At 48.1% G+C, this 15,423-nt stretch carries 12 protein-coding genes; all 12 read left to right on the top strand.

What is annotated here, in order from left to right; translation table 11 throughout:
- Nucleotides 1-51 precede the first annotated feature (51 nt).
- The gene (locus L5M38_RS05790) at nucleotides 52-1,710 is read left to right on the top strand and encodes an anthranilate synthase component 1 (RefSeq protein WP_263166034.1); all 1,659 of its coding nucleotides are present in this window, start codon (nucleotides 52-54) and stop codon (nucleotides 1,708-1,710) included.
- Nucleotides 1,711-1,719: 9 nt separating this feature from the next.
- Nucleotides 1,720-2,322 (top strand): aminodeoxychorismate/anthranilate synthase component II, encoded by a 603-nt coding sequence (locus L5M38_RS05785; protein ID WP_263166032.1) that lies wholly within the window; start codon nucleotides 1,720-1,722, stop codon nucleotides 2,320-2,322.
- Nucleotides 2,319-3,386, top strand: a complete 1,068-nt coding sequence (gene trpD / locus L5M38_RS05780) for an anthranilate phosphoribosyltransferase (protein ID WP_263166030.1) — start codon at nucleotides 2,319-2,321, stop codon at nucleotides 3,384-3,386. Before L5M38_RS05785 ends, trpD begins: the two co-directional genes overlap by 4 nt.
- Before the next feature lie 4 nt (nucleotides 3,387-3,390).
- Nucleotides 3,391-4,878: a bifunctional indole-3-glycerol-phosphate synthase TrpC/phosphoribosylanthranilate isomerase TrpF gene (gene trpCF, locus L5M38_RS05775; RefSeq protein WP_263178572.1), complete on the top strand. Its 1,488-nt coding sequence runs from the start codon at nucleotides 3,391-3,393 to the stop codon at nucleotides 4,876-4,878.
- A 179-nt stretch (nucleotides 4,879-5,057) separates the two neighbouring features.
- Complete coding sequence (gene trpB / locus L5M38_RS05770) at nucleotides 5,058-6,248, top strand: tryptophan synthase subunit beta (RefSeq protein WP_105252117.1); 1,191 nt, start codon at nucleotides 5,058-5,060, stop codon at nucleotides 6,246-6,248.
- A 5-nt stretch (nucleotides 6,249-6,253) separates the two neighbouring features.
- Nucleotides 6,254-7,075 (top strand): tryptophan synthase subunit alpha, encoded by an 822-nt coding sequence (gene trpA, locus L5M38_RS05765; protein WP_263166028.1) that lies wholly within the window; start codon nucleotides 6,254-6,256, stop codon nucleotides 7,073-7,075.
- A 246-nt stretch (nucleotides 7,076-7,321) separates the two neighbouring features.
- The gene (locus L5M38_RS05760; protein WP_105252115.1) at nucleotides 7,322-7,753 is read left to right on the top strand and encodes a glycerate kinase; all 432 of its coding nucleotides are present in this window, start codon (nucleotides 7,322-7,324) and stop codon (nucleotides 7,751-7,753) included.
- A 71-nt stretch (nucleotides 7,754-7,824) separates the two neighbouring features.
- Nucleotides 7,825-8,109, top strand: coding sequence for a DUF2798 domain-containing protein (locus tag L5M38_RS05755; RefSeq protein ID WP_028761002.1), 285 nt, complete (start codon nucleotides 7,825-7,827; stop codon nucleotides 8,107-8,109).
- Nucleotides 8,110-8,842: 733 nt separating this feature from the next.
- Nucleotides 8,843-10,357 (top strand): lysine N(6)-hydroxylase/L-ornithine N(5)-oxygenase family protein, encoded by a 1,515-nt coding sequence (locus L5M38_RS05750; RefSeq protein WP_263178548.1) that lies wholly within the window; start codon nucleotides 8,843-8,845, stop codon nucleotides 10,355-10,357.
- Between the two features lie 2 nt (nucleotides 10,358-10,359).
- Entirely contained in the window at nucleotides 10,360-11,124 is a 765-nt protein-coding gene (locus L5M38_RS05745) for a GNAT family N-acetyltransferase (RefSeq protein WP_263178547.1), read from the top strand.
- Nucleotides 11,125-13,053 (top strand): IucA/IucC family protein, encoded by a 1,929-nt coding sequence (locus tag L5M38_RS05740; RefSeq protein WP_263166022.1) that lies wholly within the window; start codon nucleotides 11,125-11,127, stop codon nucleotides 13,051-13,053. It begins immediately after the preceding gene.
- A gap of 96 nt (nucleotides 13,054-13,149) precedes the next feature.
- Complete coding sequence (locus L5M38_RS05735; protein WP_263178546.1) at nucleotides 13,150-15,354, top strand: TonB-dependent siderophore receptor; 2,205 nt, start codon at nucleotides 13,150-13,152, stop codon at nucleotides 15,352-15,354.
- Nucleotides 15,355-15,423: the final 69 nt, after the last annotated feature.

The raw sequence follows: 15,423 nt of genomic DNA, 5'->3' as shown, positions 1-15,423 counted from the left end.
GAGATAACTCATGATGTTAAAGACATTTTATAAGGTAGCTGGAATATGAACATGCCCAAACAGACATTCGCACGCTCAAGCACACTCAAAGCGGCATTAACCTACCACAGCGATCCACTACGCTTATATCAGCACATCACCCAAGATGCGCCCCATACTATGTTGCTCGAATCGGCCGAAATCGACAGTAAAGATCACTTAAAAAGCATGGTAATGACCCATGCCGCCATGATGATCCGCTGTGACGGTTATCAGCTGACCTTCACCGCACTGACCGACAATGGCGCGAGCTTACTTGCTCCCATCGCGCTGTTTTTCAGTACAGCAGTCAATGTCGCCAGAGATAACTTGACCTTAGTGGTGACATTGCAAAAAGACACTCAACTGCAGGATGAAGATGCGCGCTTAAAATCGACCTCGCCACTCGATGGCCTGCGGATGTTTATCCAGCAGATTGATTGTGGCGCCCATACTGACAGCCAGACCAAGCCCGCCTTTGAGGATCTGTTTTTAGGTGGCGTGCTGGCATACGACTTGATTGATACCGTCGAACCACTGCCTGCCGTACCGAACCGCGATAACGATTGCCCTGACTACTTATTTTACCTCGCTGAAACCTTAATCCTTATCGACCATAAACTGAAACAAGCCGACATCATTACCCATAATTTCAGTCGTGATTCAGCCCAGTATGCCGCCATCACCGCAGCGCTAAGCGAACGAGTTCAGCAGTTAAGCACACAATGTAAAACTCTGGGTAATTCACCTGCCGATATACCGACACTGGTCGCCATCGACGCAACTGAGCAAGTCAATATTTCCGATGAGGTGTTCAAACAAACCATTATCGATTTGAAAGAACACATTATTGCGGGCGATATTTTCCAAGTAGTGCCATCCCGTAGCTTTAGTTTGCCTTGCCCGAATACTTTAGGGGCTTATCGTGCCCTGCGCCTGACTAACCCTAGCCCTTACATGTTTTATTTCAGGGGCCATGATTTCACCCTGTTTGGCGCCTCGCCAGAAAGTGCGCTCAAATTTGATGCCAGCAGTAATCAAGTCGAGGTCTACCCAATTGCTGGCACCCGCAAACGCGGCAAAACCACAACGGGCGAGATTGATTTTGACTTAGACAGCCGTATTGAACTTGAACTGCGTTTAGATAAAAAAGAACTGTCGGAACACTTAATGCTGGTCGATTTAGCGCGCAACGATATCGCACGCATCAGCCAAAGCGGCAGCCGCAAAGTCGCCGAATTATTAAAAGTTGACCGTTATTCCCACGTGATGCACCTCGTCAGCCGCGTAACGGGTCAACTGCGCCAAGATTTAGATGCGCTGCATGCTTATCAGGCCTGTATGAATATGGGCACATTAGTGGGCGCACCAAAAGTACGTGCATCGCAACTGGTACGCCAAGCAGAAAAAGCCCGTCGCGGCAGCTATGGCGGTGCAGTGGGTTACCTTAATGCCCTTGGTGACATGGACACTTGCATCGTTATCCGCTCCGCCTTTGTGAAAAATGGCACCGCCTTTATTCAAGCGGGCGCTGGCGTGGTATTTGATTCTGATCCACAAAGCGAGGCAGATGAAACCCGTCAGAAGGCCCAAGCCGTGATTTCAGCCATCAAAATGGGCGCTGGACTGCTAGTAACTGAATCACCAGTGAATGAATCGTCAGCACAATCCTCTTCAGCACAATATAAATAGGAGCCAAACATGAAACTCTATCTACTCGATAACTTTGACTCCTTTACCTATAACTTAGTGGATCAATTTCGCAGCCTTGGCTGTGAAGTGGTGATTTACCGCAACGATGTTGCCGCCGATTATATCGCTGAAAAACTGCTAAACGAACAAGAGCCTGCAGCCCTCGTGTTATCACCAGGACCAGGTGCACCCCATGAGGCAGGTTCTATGATGGCACTTATCGCCAAAGTTGCGGGTAAGGTGCCTATGCTGGGTATCTGCCTTGGGCATCAAGCCATGGTGGAATATTACGGCGGCACAGTGGCACGCGCACCTTTTGTGGTACACGGCAAGGCAAGCCCCACTTTCCATGACGGTACTGGCGTATTTGCTGGTTTGCCCTCTCCCCTGCCCGTTGCCCGCTATCACAGTCTCGTCGCCACTCAAGTACCGGATTGCTTGCAAGTGATCGCAACCACTGACGCTATGCCTATGGCAATTTTGCACCCGCAGCATAGAGCCGTTGGATTTCAGTTCCACCCAGAATCAATTCTGACGACGTTGGGCAGCACACTGCTCATTCAAACCTTGGCATTTCTGACCCAAGACATGACAGCAGGAGTAAATGCATGAGTACAAACAATATTCAGCCTTTACTCGACGTTTTATACCAAGGTAAGAGTTTAAGTCGCGAGCACACCTTTGAGATTTTTAGCGCGTTAATTCGCGGTGAAATGAGTGAAGCCACTATGGCTGGAATGTTAGTCGCGCTCAAGATGCGCGGCGAAACCATTGATGAAATCAGCGGCGCCGCCGATGCGATGCGCGCCGCTGCCAAGACGTTTCCCTACTCGAATGGCGATAACCTTAGCAATGGCATCGTTGACATAGTTGGCACCGGTGGCGATGGCTTTAATACCATTAATATTTCCACCACTGCGGCCTTTGTTGCCGCGGCGGCGGGCGCCAAGGTCGCCAAACACGGCAATCGTAGCGTGTCGAGTAAATCGGGTTCATCGGATCTTTTGGCGCAGTTTGGCATTGACTTAACCATGTCACCAGACACCGCCAGTCGTTGCCTCGACGCATTGAACCTGTGCTTTTTATTTGCGCCCCACTACCACGGCGGAGTAAAACATGCGGGGCCGGTCAGGCAAGCACTGAAAACGCGCACTTTATTCAATGTGTTAGGGCCACTTATCAATCCTGCCCGCCCCGAATTTATGTTACTTGGCGTTTATAGCCCTGAGTTAGTCTTACCGATAGCGAAAGTATTAAAGGCGCTTGGCACAAAACGCGCTATGGTAGTGCACGGCAGCGGTTTAGATGAAGTCGCGCTGCACGGCAACACCCAAGTTGCTGAGTTAAAAGACGGCGACATTATTGAGTATCAACTCACGCCCGCCGATTTAGGTGTGCCTTTAGCGCAAATAACAGACTTAGAAGGGGGCGAGCCCGCGCAGAATGCCTTGATTACCGAGGCGATTTTAAAAGGCAACGGTACTGAAGCACATGCCAATGCGGTCGCCATCAATGCCGGTTGTGCTTTATATGTGTGTGGAATTGCTGATTCAGTGAAAACGGGAACCTTACTTGCGCTCAGTACCATACAAAGCGGTAAAGCCTTTGAATTGTTAAGCCAGCTCGCAAAAGTCAGCGGTGAAGCCCATGCCAACGGTCAAGAAAGAGGAAGATAAGCGAATGTCTCAAGTAGAAGTGACTCCAACAGCAATGACTCAAGACCTGCGTACTCAGCCAGAGGCAGCCACAAACCCTATGCCAAAAAGTAATGTGTTAACCCGTATAGTCGATACCAAAGCTGCCCATATTGCCGCCCTGAAGCTGCGTTTCCCCGAGGCCAGTCTGTCGCCAAAAATCTCTGACCGCAGTTTATTTGCCGCACTCAAGGCGCCCAAGGCGGGTTACATTTTAGAATGTAAAAAAGCCAGCCCGTCCAAAGGGCTTATCCGCGATGTGTTTGATGTAGAAGCCATTGCCGATATTTACGGAAAATATGCGGCGGGCATTTCGGTATTAACCGACGAGCAGTTTTTCCAAGGGGATATGGACTATATCCCTAAGGTGCGCGCTCGGGTGAACCAACCTATTCTGTGCAAAGATTTTTTTGTCGATGAATACCAAATTAAACTCGCCGCCCACCAAGGTGCCGATGCCATTCTGTTAATGCTATCCGTACTCGATGATGCGCAATATCACCGCCTAGCGAAAGAAGCCGCTAAGTATCAACTCGATGTGCTGACCGAAGTCAGTAACGAAGAAGAACTTAAACGCGCCATCGCATTAGATGCGCCGATTATCGGGATCAATAACCGTAACTTAAGGGATTTGAGTACCGATCTCGCCACCACAGAAACGCTGGCGCCACATATTGGCAGCGACCGCGTGGTGATCAGCGAATCAGGCATCTACAACAATCAGCAAGTACGCCGCCTGAGTCCACTGGTTGATGGTTTCCTCGTCGGTAGTTCGATAATGGCCGAGGCTGATATCGACTTAGCCTGCCGTAAATTGATCTTCGGTCACAATAAAGTCTGCGGCCTCACCCGCATGGAAGATATTCGCGCCGCGGCAACGTCAGGCGCCGTCTATGCCGGGCTGATTTTTGCTGAAAAATCCCCGCGCGCGTTAACCCTTAACGCCGCTGAACAATTGCTCAGGGAATATCGCGCATCCGCGGCTCCCGCCATTGAATTCGTCGGTGTGTTTGTTAACGCAGCGCCAAGCACCATTACGGATACCGCAGCCAGTTTGCAGTTATCTGCCGTGCAGCTGCATGGCACGGAAACTGAACTTGAAATCGCAGAGCTCACTAAGCGACTTGAGCAAGCGGGACTCACCACTCAAATTTGGAAAGCCGTCAGCGTCGATGCGCAAACGGGTGAGCTTGGTAACTTACCTCAGGGAGCATCGCGATATCTGTTTGATAGTAAAACGGTAAACCAATTTGGCGGCTCGGGCCAAGCCTTTAATTGGCAAAATATTGATGTGAAGTCCTTAGGCCAGCAAAAGGCCCATGCCATGTTGGCGGGTGGACTCAACGCCGAGAATGCGGCCAGTGCCAATGCCCAAGGATTTTACGGTTTAGATTTTAATTCTGGCCTAGAAACCGCCGCAGGAATTAAATCGGCGCAACTGATCCAAACGGCTTTTGCCCATTTACGTCTCTAGCCTATCGCGCTAAGCAAGAAGCCCTAGATGCTGTTGGTGCAGGACAAGCGTGATGCTCAACAAACAATATGAACCTATTAATGCCAGTGGCCAAATAGATAACGATGCGGTTAACCCCAAGACGCTGTTAGTACAATCGAAGCCACTGACAAACTGATTGATAAGATAAGGAAAAAGGTATGTCAAAGTTAAAGCTTAACCCTTATTTCGGCGAATACGGCGGCATGTATGTGCCACAGATTTTAGTGCCAGCCCTTAAGCAATTAGAAACTGCCTTTGTGGAAGCGCAAGAAGATGAAGACTTTAAAGCCGAATTTACCGATTTACTGAAAAACTACGCGGGTCGCCCAACAGCACTGACCTTAACCCGCAATTTAAGCCCAAATCCTATGGTGAAAATCTACCTTAAACGGGAAGATTTACTCCACGGCGGCGCCCATAAAACCAACCAAGTGTTAGGCCAAGCACTGCTGGCTAAGCGCATGGGTAAAAAAGAAATTATTGCCGAAACTGGCGCAGGACAACACGGCGTTGCCACCGCCCTTGCCTGCGCGCTATTAGGCTTGAAATGTAAAGTCTATATGGGCGCAAAAGACGTTGCGCGCCAATCACCTAACGTATTTAGAATGCGTTTGATGGGCGCGGAAGTGATCCCTGTCACCTCAGGTTCTGCCACCCTAAAAGATGCCTGTAACGAAGCAATGCGCGACTGGTCTGGCAGCTACGAAAAGGCCCACTATCTTCTGGGCACCGCTGCGGGGCCACATCCGTTCCCAACAATCGTGCGTGAATTCCAACGCATTATTGGTGAAGAAACCAAGAAGCAAATGCTGGAACGTGAAGGTCGCCTGCCCGATGCCGTTATCGCTTGTGTTGGCGGCGGTTCCAACGCTATCGGCATGTTCGCTGACTTTATCGACGAACCAAGTGTCGAACTGATTGGCGTCGAACCTGCGGGTAAAGGCATAGACACGCCAATGCACGGCGCGCCGCTTAAACACGGTAAGACAGGGATTTTCTTCGGCATGAAAGCGCCTTTGATGCAAGATAGCGAAGGGCAAATTGAAGAATCTTACTCGATTTCAGCCGGATTGGACTTCCCCTCCGTTGGCCCGCAGCACGCGCATCTTAATGCTACAGGCCGCGCCCGTTATGAATCGGCTACCGACGATGAAGCCTTAGAAGCCTTCCAACAACTGGCGCGCTGTGAAGGGATTATCCCTGCATTGGAATCGGCGCATGCTATCGCCTATGCCGTGAAAATGGCGCGCGAGTGCACCAAAGAAACCATTTTAGTGGTCAATCTTTCCGGTCGTGGCGACAAAGATATTTTCACCGTTTCTGACATTTTGAATGGTAAAGAGGAATAATAAACATGAGTGACACGTCTACCAACACTGGCCGTTACCAAGCCTCCTTTGCCAAACTCAACGCCGAAGGCCGTGGCGCTTTTGTCCCCTTCGTCACCCTTGGCGATCCTAGCCCTGAGTTATCGCTAAAAATTATCGATACCTTAGTGCAAAACGGTGCCGATGCCTTAGAACTGGGCTTTCCATTTTCCGATCCCTTGGCCGATGGCCCAGTGATCCAAGGCGCTAACCTGCGTTCTTTAGCCGCAGGCACGACTCCAACGGCGTGTTTTGAATTACTGGCGCAAGTGCGTGCAAAATATCCTGAACTTCCAATCGGTTTGCTGCTGTATGCAAACTTGGTGTTTGCTAATGGCATAGATGCGTTTTACGCCAAAGCGCAACAAGCGGGTGTGGATTCAGTACTTATCGCCGATGTGCCAGTGGAAGAATCAGCGCCCTTTAGCGAAGCCGCTAAAGCCCATGGTATTGCGCCGATTTTTATCGCACCGCCCAATGCCGACAGTGAAACCCTTGAGCAAGTGAGTAAAAGTGGTGAAGGTTACACCTATCTCTTATCCCGCGCGGGGGTCACAGGCACAGACACGAAAGCTGGCGTGCCGGTAGAGGAAATTTTATCTAAATTAAAAGCCTTTAACGCCCCGCCACCGCTCCTCGGTTTTGGTATTGCCGAGCCTTCACAGGTAAGCGCCGCCATCAAAGCGGGCGCTGCGGGGGCGATTTCTGGCTCTGCCGTAGTAAAAATCATCGAAACCCACCAGCACGATGAAGTTAAGCTACTTGCAACGCTTGGGGAATTTACTCGCGCAATGAAGGCTGCAACCTAAGCGAGTCTTGATTTAAATAATCCAATATAAATCAAAAGTTCAATTACAAATAAAATAAGTGAGGTAGACTCGTCGCCTCGCTTATTTTGTTTGTATTTACCAAGCTCTATGTTTACTCAGCCTTTATCTCCCTCAAACACAATCTATCAAGGCAATACTGACACTCACGCAGTACTACACTGACAGCGTATTTATTTAGTCACAGTTCCTCGATAGAATGCCCTATCGAAGAAAAACGGACTTTTTATGCAGTATCGGATCTATATTCTCGAATTAACGCCTTGGGGCTGTGGTTTTGAAGGTGAAGTTGCAGGTAAATGCGATAATGGTGCACCAATTTGGTTTTACTACCAAGGTAGCGATCAGCAGGCCGAAATTCGCTTTCCGGTTAACCAATGGGTCACAGTTGAATTGCTTGGCCGATTAGCAAGTGCCAGTCTTCAAGCTGATATGATTAAACAAACGCCACACCAGCATCTGAAATTCCCGTTGCATAACTGTCACTTTGAAGCTTCGGGACAAATCATCGACATCAGCCAAACACCCGAAGATACAATTTACCTGTTGCAATCAAACTTACCGCTCCCCTTTGATAATGAACTTGGGAAATCCCCTATCTCGCTAGGCCATTGGGTTAATGTAACAGGCGAGCTTTGGGTAACAAATTGGATGAATTGAGTCGATAAAAAAAGGTATAGTGCTAGCCTGTAACAAATCATTCGCCTGATACATATCCATTAGAGGATCCGATGACCATTTCTAAATCTTTACCCGATAACAAACCTCGTACTTTTTTGGGAACACCCAAATTACCGGCCAAGTATGCCACTGTGGTGATGCCATTTTTTCTCTCTATTCTCATGAGTTGTATCGTTTCTGGGATCAGCACTTTCAATGGCGTTGGCGCTTCACCGCAATTTCTCGAACTCTGGCTAGGCGCTTGGCTGATCTCATGGGTTGTCGCCTTTCCTACACTGCTGATGGTGTTACCTTTGGTGCGTAAAATCACAGCTCATTTTGTCGATTTACGCTAGTTTTACGACTTAATCTTCCGATTTAACTATTTTATTTCAAAGCCGTTTTAGGACGGCTTTATCTTGAACTCCTTCTCTTATGCGTACAGCGACTAAAAATCACATCGATAATTGCTCGATCTGTTACCCTGCCAATATTCACTTAAACTAAAACAGTACGACCTACACCATACCAATCGTATTAAATCAAAGCGCTCATTGAGCCCCCAGTCCACGCTTTACAATGGATTTACACTGACCGTTTAGCGGCACCTATGTTTATTGTATAAGGATGACATGACTCCCATCTAAATCAATTTTCCTCTGCTCTCGAACCAACTCAAGCATTAATGTAACCCACTGTATTTATATATTTTATAAAAATAGAGCTCGTAAAACCCTAAATGATACATCCTCAAAACGCTGCCTAATTATCACTCCTTTGTCATTTACTTATTTGTACCATTAACCGTATCTGCCCCCCTTATTCATCAGTTAAAAGTATTAACCCACAGCCCCACACAAATGAGAATGATTTGCATTTGAATATTTTCACATGCTAATTTACCTACCGTTGTCGGGACAGAGACAGCAGGAAATGGCCTAAGGACTGAGCTAAAAATAGCGAGTTAATCAACGCAAGATAAATAGCCAAACAGTCTATTTTGATAACCGCATTCACTTTGGTTTGCGTCCTTAGGTAACTGATTACTGGATCGGCAACGCGCAGCAGCATGTTGCCAAGGAGGCGTAAGTGAGTACACAGCAAAGGGAAATGGATCGCGAAATCTTTGATCTACTTGGCATAGGCATTGGCCCATTCAATCTTGGCCTCGCCGCCTTATCAGAACCTATTGACGGCTTTAACTGCTTATTTTTAGATGCTAAAACCAGTTTTGACTGGCATCCAGGCATGCTACTCAAATCCTCAAGATTACAAACACCCTTTATGTCGGATCTGGTGACTATGGCCGATCCCACCAGCCGCTACAGCTACCTTAATTTTGCCAAGCAAACGGGCAGACTTTATCCCTTTTATATTCGTGAGAATTTCTTTTTACCCCGCCACGAATACAACTTGTATTGCCAATGGGTGAGCCAACAACTCAACAACCTTAAATTTGGTTTTAAGGTCACTCAAGTGGATTACAACGCAGGTGAAAGTATTTATCGAGTTACAGGTTTTGATAGGCGCAGTGGTAAAACCCATTCCTATCAATGCCGAAAGCTAGTGCTAGGCACTGGCACTGAACCTTATCTACCAAAGGATTGCCCAATCCAAGATGCACGGGTCATGCATACCGCCAGTTATATGCAGCAAAAAACCTACCTGCAGAGTCAGAGTGCCATCACAGTAATTGGTAGTGGCCAGAGTGCGGCGGAAGTGTTTTACGATCTACTGCAAGATATTGATACCTATGGTTATCAACTCAATTGGATGACACGATCAGCGCGTTTTTATCCCTTGGAATATACCAAGCTTACTTTAGAGATGACCTCGCCAGATTATGTCGATTACTTCCACGAGTTGACCCCTAATCAAAGATGCTCACTGATCGCCAGCCAGAAACAGCTCTACAAAGGGATAAATTCTGAGCTGATAAACGACATTTACGATTTGTTATATCAAAAACGCCTATTGGCCGATTTTCAATGCCGACTGATGACGAATGCGGCGCTGACTCATATCGAGCCACAAGCCAATATGCTCAAGTTGCATTTCCACCACAATGAAAAAAATCACACCTTTGAGCAAGAAACGGGCGCCGTTATTTTAGGCACAGGTTACCACTATCGTTTACCCGAGTTTATCAGTGGTATTAAGCAACAAGTCGAATTCGATGACGCCGGACAACTTAGCGTGCAGCGTGATTACAGCATAGATATTCGAGGGGATATTTTTGTCCAGAATGTCGGTTTGCATACCCATGGGATAAGCTCTCCAGATCTGGGTATGGGCTGTTATCGCAACGGCACCATCTTAAAAGCTGTGCTCGGTTATGCGCCCTACCACATTGAGGAACATATCGCGTTTCAAACCTTCGATCCGGCCAAACTTGCCAGTCATCAGCCCTGCGGCGCCAATGCAATTAACACGTTGGATCTTAATCCAAGACATTTTCCTAAGGCGCCGCACAGAAAAACTCAAGTTGATGCGCCACAAACTATCCCTCCAACCAAGATTCCAAGTTCTGGCGCAAGTTCAACCGTGAGTTCAGGCGCGGGAACCAATATGCCGGTCTTAATGGCGCCGAACCAGGAGGCATAATAATGGCAAGCCAATTTAGCAACCATTGTTTAACGCAACTATGTTTAATGCAACTATCCGCTATTTCGAGCATTAATGGTTTCCAGTTCAGAGCGTTAGACCTTACACAAGACATTCCAACACTACAGTCTTGGTTTAACCAAGATTACGCCAAGTTTTGGGGTATGCAGGGCTTGAACCTTGATGCCATAAAAAATCTGTTAGCAACAACAGAACACAAGTTTGCCTTGATAGGTGAATGGCAGGCCAAAGCACTATTTATGGTGGAGCTCTACAATCCCGTCCACGATGAAGTTGGTCAGCACTATCGTGTTGCGCCGGGTGATTGTGGTATGCATCTGATTATCGCGCCGCCAGATGGCAAACCCGTCAGCGGCTTATCCTTGAAAGTGATGGATGCGATAGCGCAGCTCGTGCTTGAAAAACTAGCCTTTAATCGCCTCGTGGTTGAACCCGATCAACTCAATAGCAAAATTCATCGCTTAAATAGCCTGATAGGCATTCGCTATGAAAAAGCGATTCAGTTAAACACTAAAGCTGCTTTCCTCGGATTTTGCACTGCGGTCCAGCGCCTTCAACCATCGAGCACGCCCTCTTTGACGAGCCTAGCCCAAACAACCTTAGCCCTGCCAAGCTCAGCTCAGTCAACGCCTGCTCTGCCAAACTTAGCAGAACAATACTTAGCAAGCCCAACCCTAGCAAAGCCAAGCTCGCACGCGGCATCTCCAACCTCTCCCATGACATTATCGACTCTTCAGGTGAATTAGATGAACTTACCCACAAAAGCCTTATTAATTAACCCATTGCCAACGCAAGATCATCATGTTCAAGCAGTACATGCTCAACAAAGCCCGACGCTATCGACAACATCGACTTCTATGCCGGAGCATTTGACTCCCGCCTATTGGCAAGCGGCTAATCGTCATTTAGTGAAGAAAATCCTCTGCGAATTCACCCACGAGAAACTCATTACGCCGACCCTGTACGGGCAAAAAACGGGGCTTAACCACTATGAACTCAGGCTCAAAGACAGCACTTACTATTTTAGTGCGCGGCACTATCAGCTCGATCATCTCGCGATTAATGCCGATACCATCCGCGTTTCACTTGCAGGCAAAGAACAAACCCTCGATGCGATGTCGCTGATTATTTCCCTTAAAAATGACTTAGGGATCAGCGAAACCTTACTACCAACTTATTTAGAAGAAATCACCAGCACCCTTTACAGTAAGGCATACAAGTTAGCGCATCAGGCGATTCCCGCAGCCACACTGGCGCGAGCCGATTATCAAAGCATAGAAGCGGGTATGACAGAAGGTCATCCGGTGTTTATTGCCAATAATGGCCGGATTGGTTTTGATATGCAGGATTACCGTCAATTTGCCCCTGAAAGCGCGATGCCGATGCAGTTAGTCTGGCTTGGAGTCCGCAAAAACAAAACCACGTTTGCCGCCCTCGAAAACTTGAGTCACGATGCGGTACTAAAGGAAGAGCTTGGCCAGCAGTTCACTGACTTCCAACAACGTCTTAAAACGCAGCAGCATGATCCACAGGACTTCTACTTTATGCCAGTGCACCCTTGGCAGTGGCGTGAAAAAATCGCCCGCGTCTTTGCCGGCGACATAGCCCGTGGCGATCTGGTTTACCTTGGTGAAGGCAGCGAACAATACCAAGTGCAGCAATCGATACGCACTTTCTTCAATCTTGCATCACCGCAAAAGTGCTATGTCAAAACCGCGCTTTCTATCCTAAATATGGGCTTTATGCGTGGTCTATCGCCCCTTTACATGAGCTGCACACCGCAAATCAATGCGTGGGTGGCGAACTTGGTTGAAAGCGACCCTTACTTTACTCAGCAAGGGTTTGTGATCCTTAAAGAAATTGCAGCCATAGGTTACCACCACCATTATTACGAGCAGGCACTCACCCAAGATAGCGCCTATAAAAAAATGCTTTCTGCCCTGTGGCGCGAAAGTCCACTGCCACACATTGAGCCTAAACAAAATCTGATGACCATGGCTGCGCTACTGCATACTGATCATGAAGATAAGGCCCTTATTGCAGCCTTGATAGCCGCATCAGGCTTGCCAGCAAAGGATTGGGTCAGTCGCTACTTAAACCTGTATTTATCGCCGCTGTTACATGCCTTTTTTGCCTACGATCTGGTCTTTATGCCGCACGGGGAAAACCTGATCTTAGTGCTCGATGAATATGTGCCAGTCAAGATTTTGATGAAAGACATAGGCGAAGAAGTCGCGGTACTCAATGGCGCGAAGCCGCTACCTGATGATGTAAAACGCCTTGCGGTGAGCCTTGAAGAAGAGATGAAGCTTAACTACATCTTACTGGATATTTTTGACTGTATTTTCCGCTATTTAGCACCGCTGCTCGATGAGCAAACCAGTGTCAGTGAAAGCCAATTCTGGGAGTTAGTGGCGGACAATGTACGTGATTACCAAGCCCAGCATCCACATTTGGCCGACAAGTTTGCCCAATACGATCTGTTTAAGGACAGCTTTGTACGTACGTGCCTCAATCGTATCCAATTGAATAATAACCAACAAATGATAGACCTCGCCGACAGGGAGAAAAACCTGCGTTTCGCCGGCGGCATCGACAATCCCTTGGCGACCTTTAGACAGAGCCATACCTTTAAGCGCCCTATGCTTAGCAGCGCTGAGCAAAGGACACGTTAACACACCACAAAGTGGATAACCCCGAAACTTTAGCATGGGCCAATGTTGGCCCAGCTTGTTTAACCCCCAACCTAAACGGAATTAAAGATCAACATTATGAAGACTTTTCCTCTCTCCAACATCGCACTCGTCTGTCGGCAAGCCCTCGTTAACCCGAAGCTATTGCTGTGCTCAGCCATGTTAGCCACAGTTCCCCATGCCACAGCTGACACTGTCGATACGGATAGTAAGACTAAAAAGCACCAGAAAGAAATTGAAGTCATCAATGTCATTGGCGCTAAGGACTTACACGACAACCGTTATAAAACCCAAGCGATGAACACGGCAACTGGGCTCGATTTATCCTATCTAGAAACGCCGCAGTCGGTCACGTCTATCACCCGCCAAATGATGAATGATCAACAGCTTAATAGCGTGATTGATGCCATGACCAGCGTTGCGGGGATCAATGCCCGCCCAATGGATAACGACAGATACAGTATTAGTGCCCGCGGCATTGCCGTGACCAGCATTTTGTACGATGGCGTGCCAACGACCTACGATACCCGCTTCAACTATGGCGATAATCTGATCGACACCGCCATCTACGAGCGAGTAGAAGTGGTACGCGGCGCGACTGGCCTCATGACGGGAGCCGGTAATCCCTCGGCGGCCATTAACCTTATCCGTAAACGCCCGACTCAAGAGTTTATGGGCAACACCTCGTTAAGTGTGGGCTCATGGAATAATGTGCGCGGTATGGTCGATGTTTCCAGCGGCTTAAATGATTCAGGTTCTGTGCGCGGTCGCGTGGTGGCCGCCTATCAAGATAAGGATTCATTCCAAGACAGGTACGAGCAGCAGCGCACTACGCTATACGGCATAGTCGAAACCGATATTGGCGATAGCACCTTATTCACCCTTGGTGTCGATTACCAAGATGCCACACCGAGCGGCACTATGTCGGGCGGTTTACCGCTATTTTACAGCGATGGCAGTCGCACTAATTATGATCGTGCCACTTCAACGGCGCCCGATTGGGGCTCGGCGCATACCCAAGGACTCAACACCTTTGCGAGTCTCGAACACAGATTAGATAACGGTTGGAACCTAAAAGGGACTTACACCTACGGCGATAACTCATTGGAGTTCGATGTACTATGGGCCACGGGATATCCTGATCCTGTAACCAATATCGGCGCCACTGCAGGCTCTATCGCCTATGTCGACGGCAGTCGCACCCAACACAATGTGGATTTGCGCGCCGAAGGACAATACCAACTCTTTGGTCAGGAACATCAATTGATGTTTGGCTGGAATGGCCAACGCCAAGAGTTCGCCAATCCCTACTATTATCCCACTGCGGCAGTACCGCCTTTGGGGGATTTTCGCGATCCGAACTTCCAATATCCAAAACCTCAATGGAAGGAAACCTATACCACGGGTTCATTTGGCGAAACCAAACAGAGTGCAGCCTATGTGGCGACTCAGCTTAATCTCAGCGACGCGTTAGCTGTCATCGTCGGATTACGCCTCAATGAGTGGGAAACCGACCAAGATAATTTTGGCAGCCGTTACGATTTCAACATCAGCAACGAACTCACCACTTACTTCGGCCTCACCTACGCCCTGACCGAGCAATATTCGCTCTATGCCAGTTATACGGATATTTTTGCACCGCAAACTAAGCAAAAAATCGATAAAAGCTATCTAGATCCGGTCAAAGGGAAAAACTACGAAGGCGGGATTAAGGCGAGCCTGTTCGATGAGGCTTTAGATATGTCGCTGTCGGTGTTTGAGATCAGACAAGACAATGTCGGAGTCAGCACTGGCGATGTGATCCCAGGAACAACAACGCAAGTGTATGAAGGCGTAAACGGTACAAAAACACAGGGATTCGAATTTGAATCGACGGGTAAAATCACTGATGACTGGAATCTTTACTTAGGTTACACCCAGTTCACTAGCGAAGATCCTGAAGGCAAACGTATCAGTACCACGTCACCACGCCAGCAATTAAAACTCTTCACCACTTATACCTTTGGCGGTGATTGGCATAAATTGCAAATAGGTGCGGGAGTTAACTGGCAGAGCCGCGTCTACCAAACAGTTAATTCGCCACTTGGCAAAGTCGAAGTCGAGCAAGGCTCTTACGCGCTAGCGAGTCTAATGGCGAGTTACGCCTTCACCGAGCAACTTAAGCTCAGCGCAAACCTGCACAACGCCTTAGATAAAAGCTACTACAGCCAAGTCGGTCAATACAGCCAATTCCAATACGGTACGCCGCGAAGTGCCAGCTTAACCTTAGACTATCGCTTCTAAGTCAGATTTATATTGAGATCGTTCGAAAAACCTTGTGAGCCCAAATCTTGGGCTCGCAAGGTAATCATT

Source organism: Shewanella sp. SM101, from assembly GCF_025654465.1.
GTDB lineage: Bacteria > Pseudomonadota > Gammaproteobacteria > Enterobacterales > Shewanellaceae > Shewanella > Shewanella oncorhynchi.
The sequence above is the reverse complement of the archived record's forward strand: the minus strand, read 5'-3'. Positions and strand labels throughout refer to the sequence as shown.

What these genes read in the sequence shown, in the direction of transcription:
- L5M38_RS05790 (WP_263166034.1), top strand. Translation starts at nt 52, where the DNA reads ATGCCCAAACAGACATTCGCACGCTCAAGCACACTCAAAGCGGCATTA.
- L5M38_RS05785 (WP_263166032.1), top strand. Translation starts at nt 1,720, where the DNA reads ATGAAACTCTATCTACTCGATAACTTTGACTCCTTTACCTATAACTTA.
- trpD (WP_263166030.1), top strand. Translation starts at nt 2,319, where the DNA reads ATGAGTACAAACAATATTCAGCCTTTACTCGACGTTTTATACCAAGGT.
- trpCF (WP_263178572.1), top strand. Translation starts at nt 3,391, where the DNA reads ATGTCTCAAGTAGAAGTGACTCCAACAGCAATGACTCAAGACCTGCGT.
- trpB (WP_105252117.1), top strand. Translation starts at nt 5,058, where the DNA reads ATGTCAAAGTTAAAGCTTAACCCTTATTTCGGCGAATACGGCGGCATG.
- trpA (WP_263166028.1), top strand. Translation starts at nt 6,254, where the DNA reads ATGAGTGACACGTCTACCAACACTGGCCGTTACCAAGCCTCCTTTGCC.
- L5M38_RS05760 (WP_105252115.1), top strand. Translation starts at nt 7,322, where the DNA reads ATGCAGTATCGGATCTATATTCTCGAATTAACGCCTTGGGGCTGTGGT.
- L5M38_RS05755 (WP_028761002.1), top strand. Translation starts at nt 7,825, where the DNA reads ATGACCATTTCTAAATCTTTACCCGATAACAAACCTCGTACTTTTTTG.
- L5M38_RS05745 (WP_263178547.1), top strand. Translation starts at nt 10,360, where the DNA reads ATGGCAAGCCAATTTAGCAACCATTGTTTAACGCAACTATGTTTAATG.
- L5M38_RS05740 (WP_263166022.1), top strand. Translation starts at nt 11,125, where the DNA reads ATGAACTTACCCACAAAAGCCTTATTAATTAACCCATTGCCAACGCAA.
- L5M38_RS05735 (WP_263178546.1), top strand. Translation starts at nt 13,150, where the DNA reads ATGAAGACTTTTCCTCTCTCCAACATCGCACTCGTCTGTCGGCAAGCC.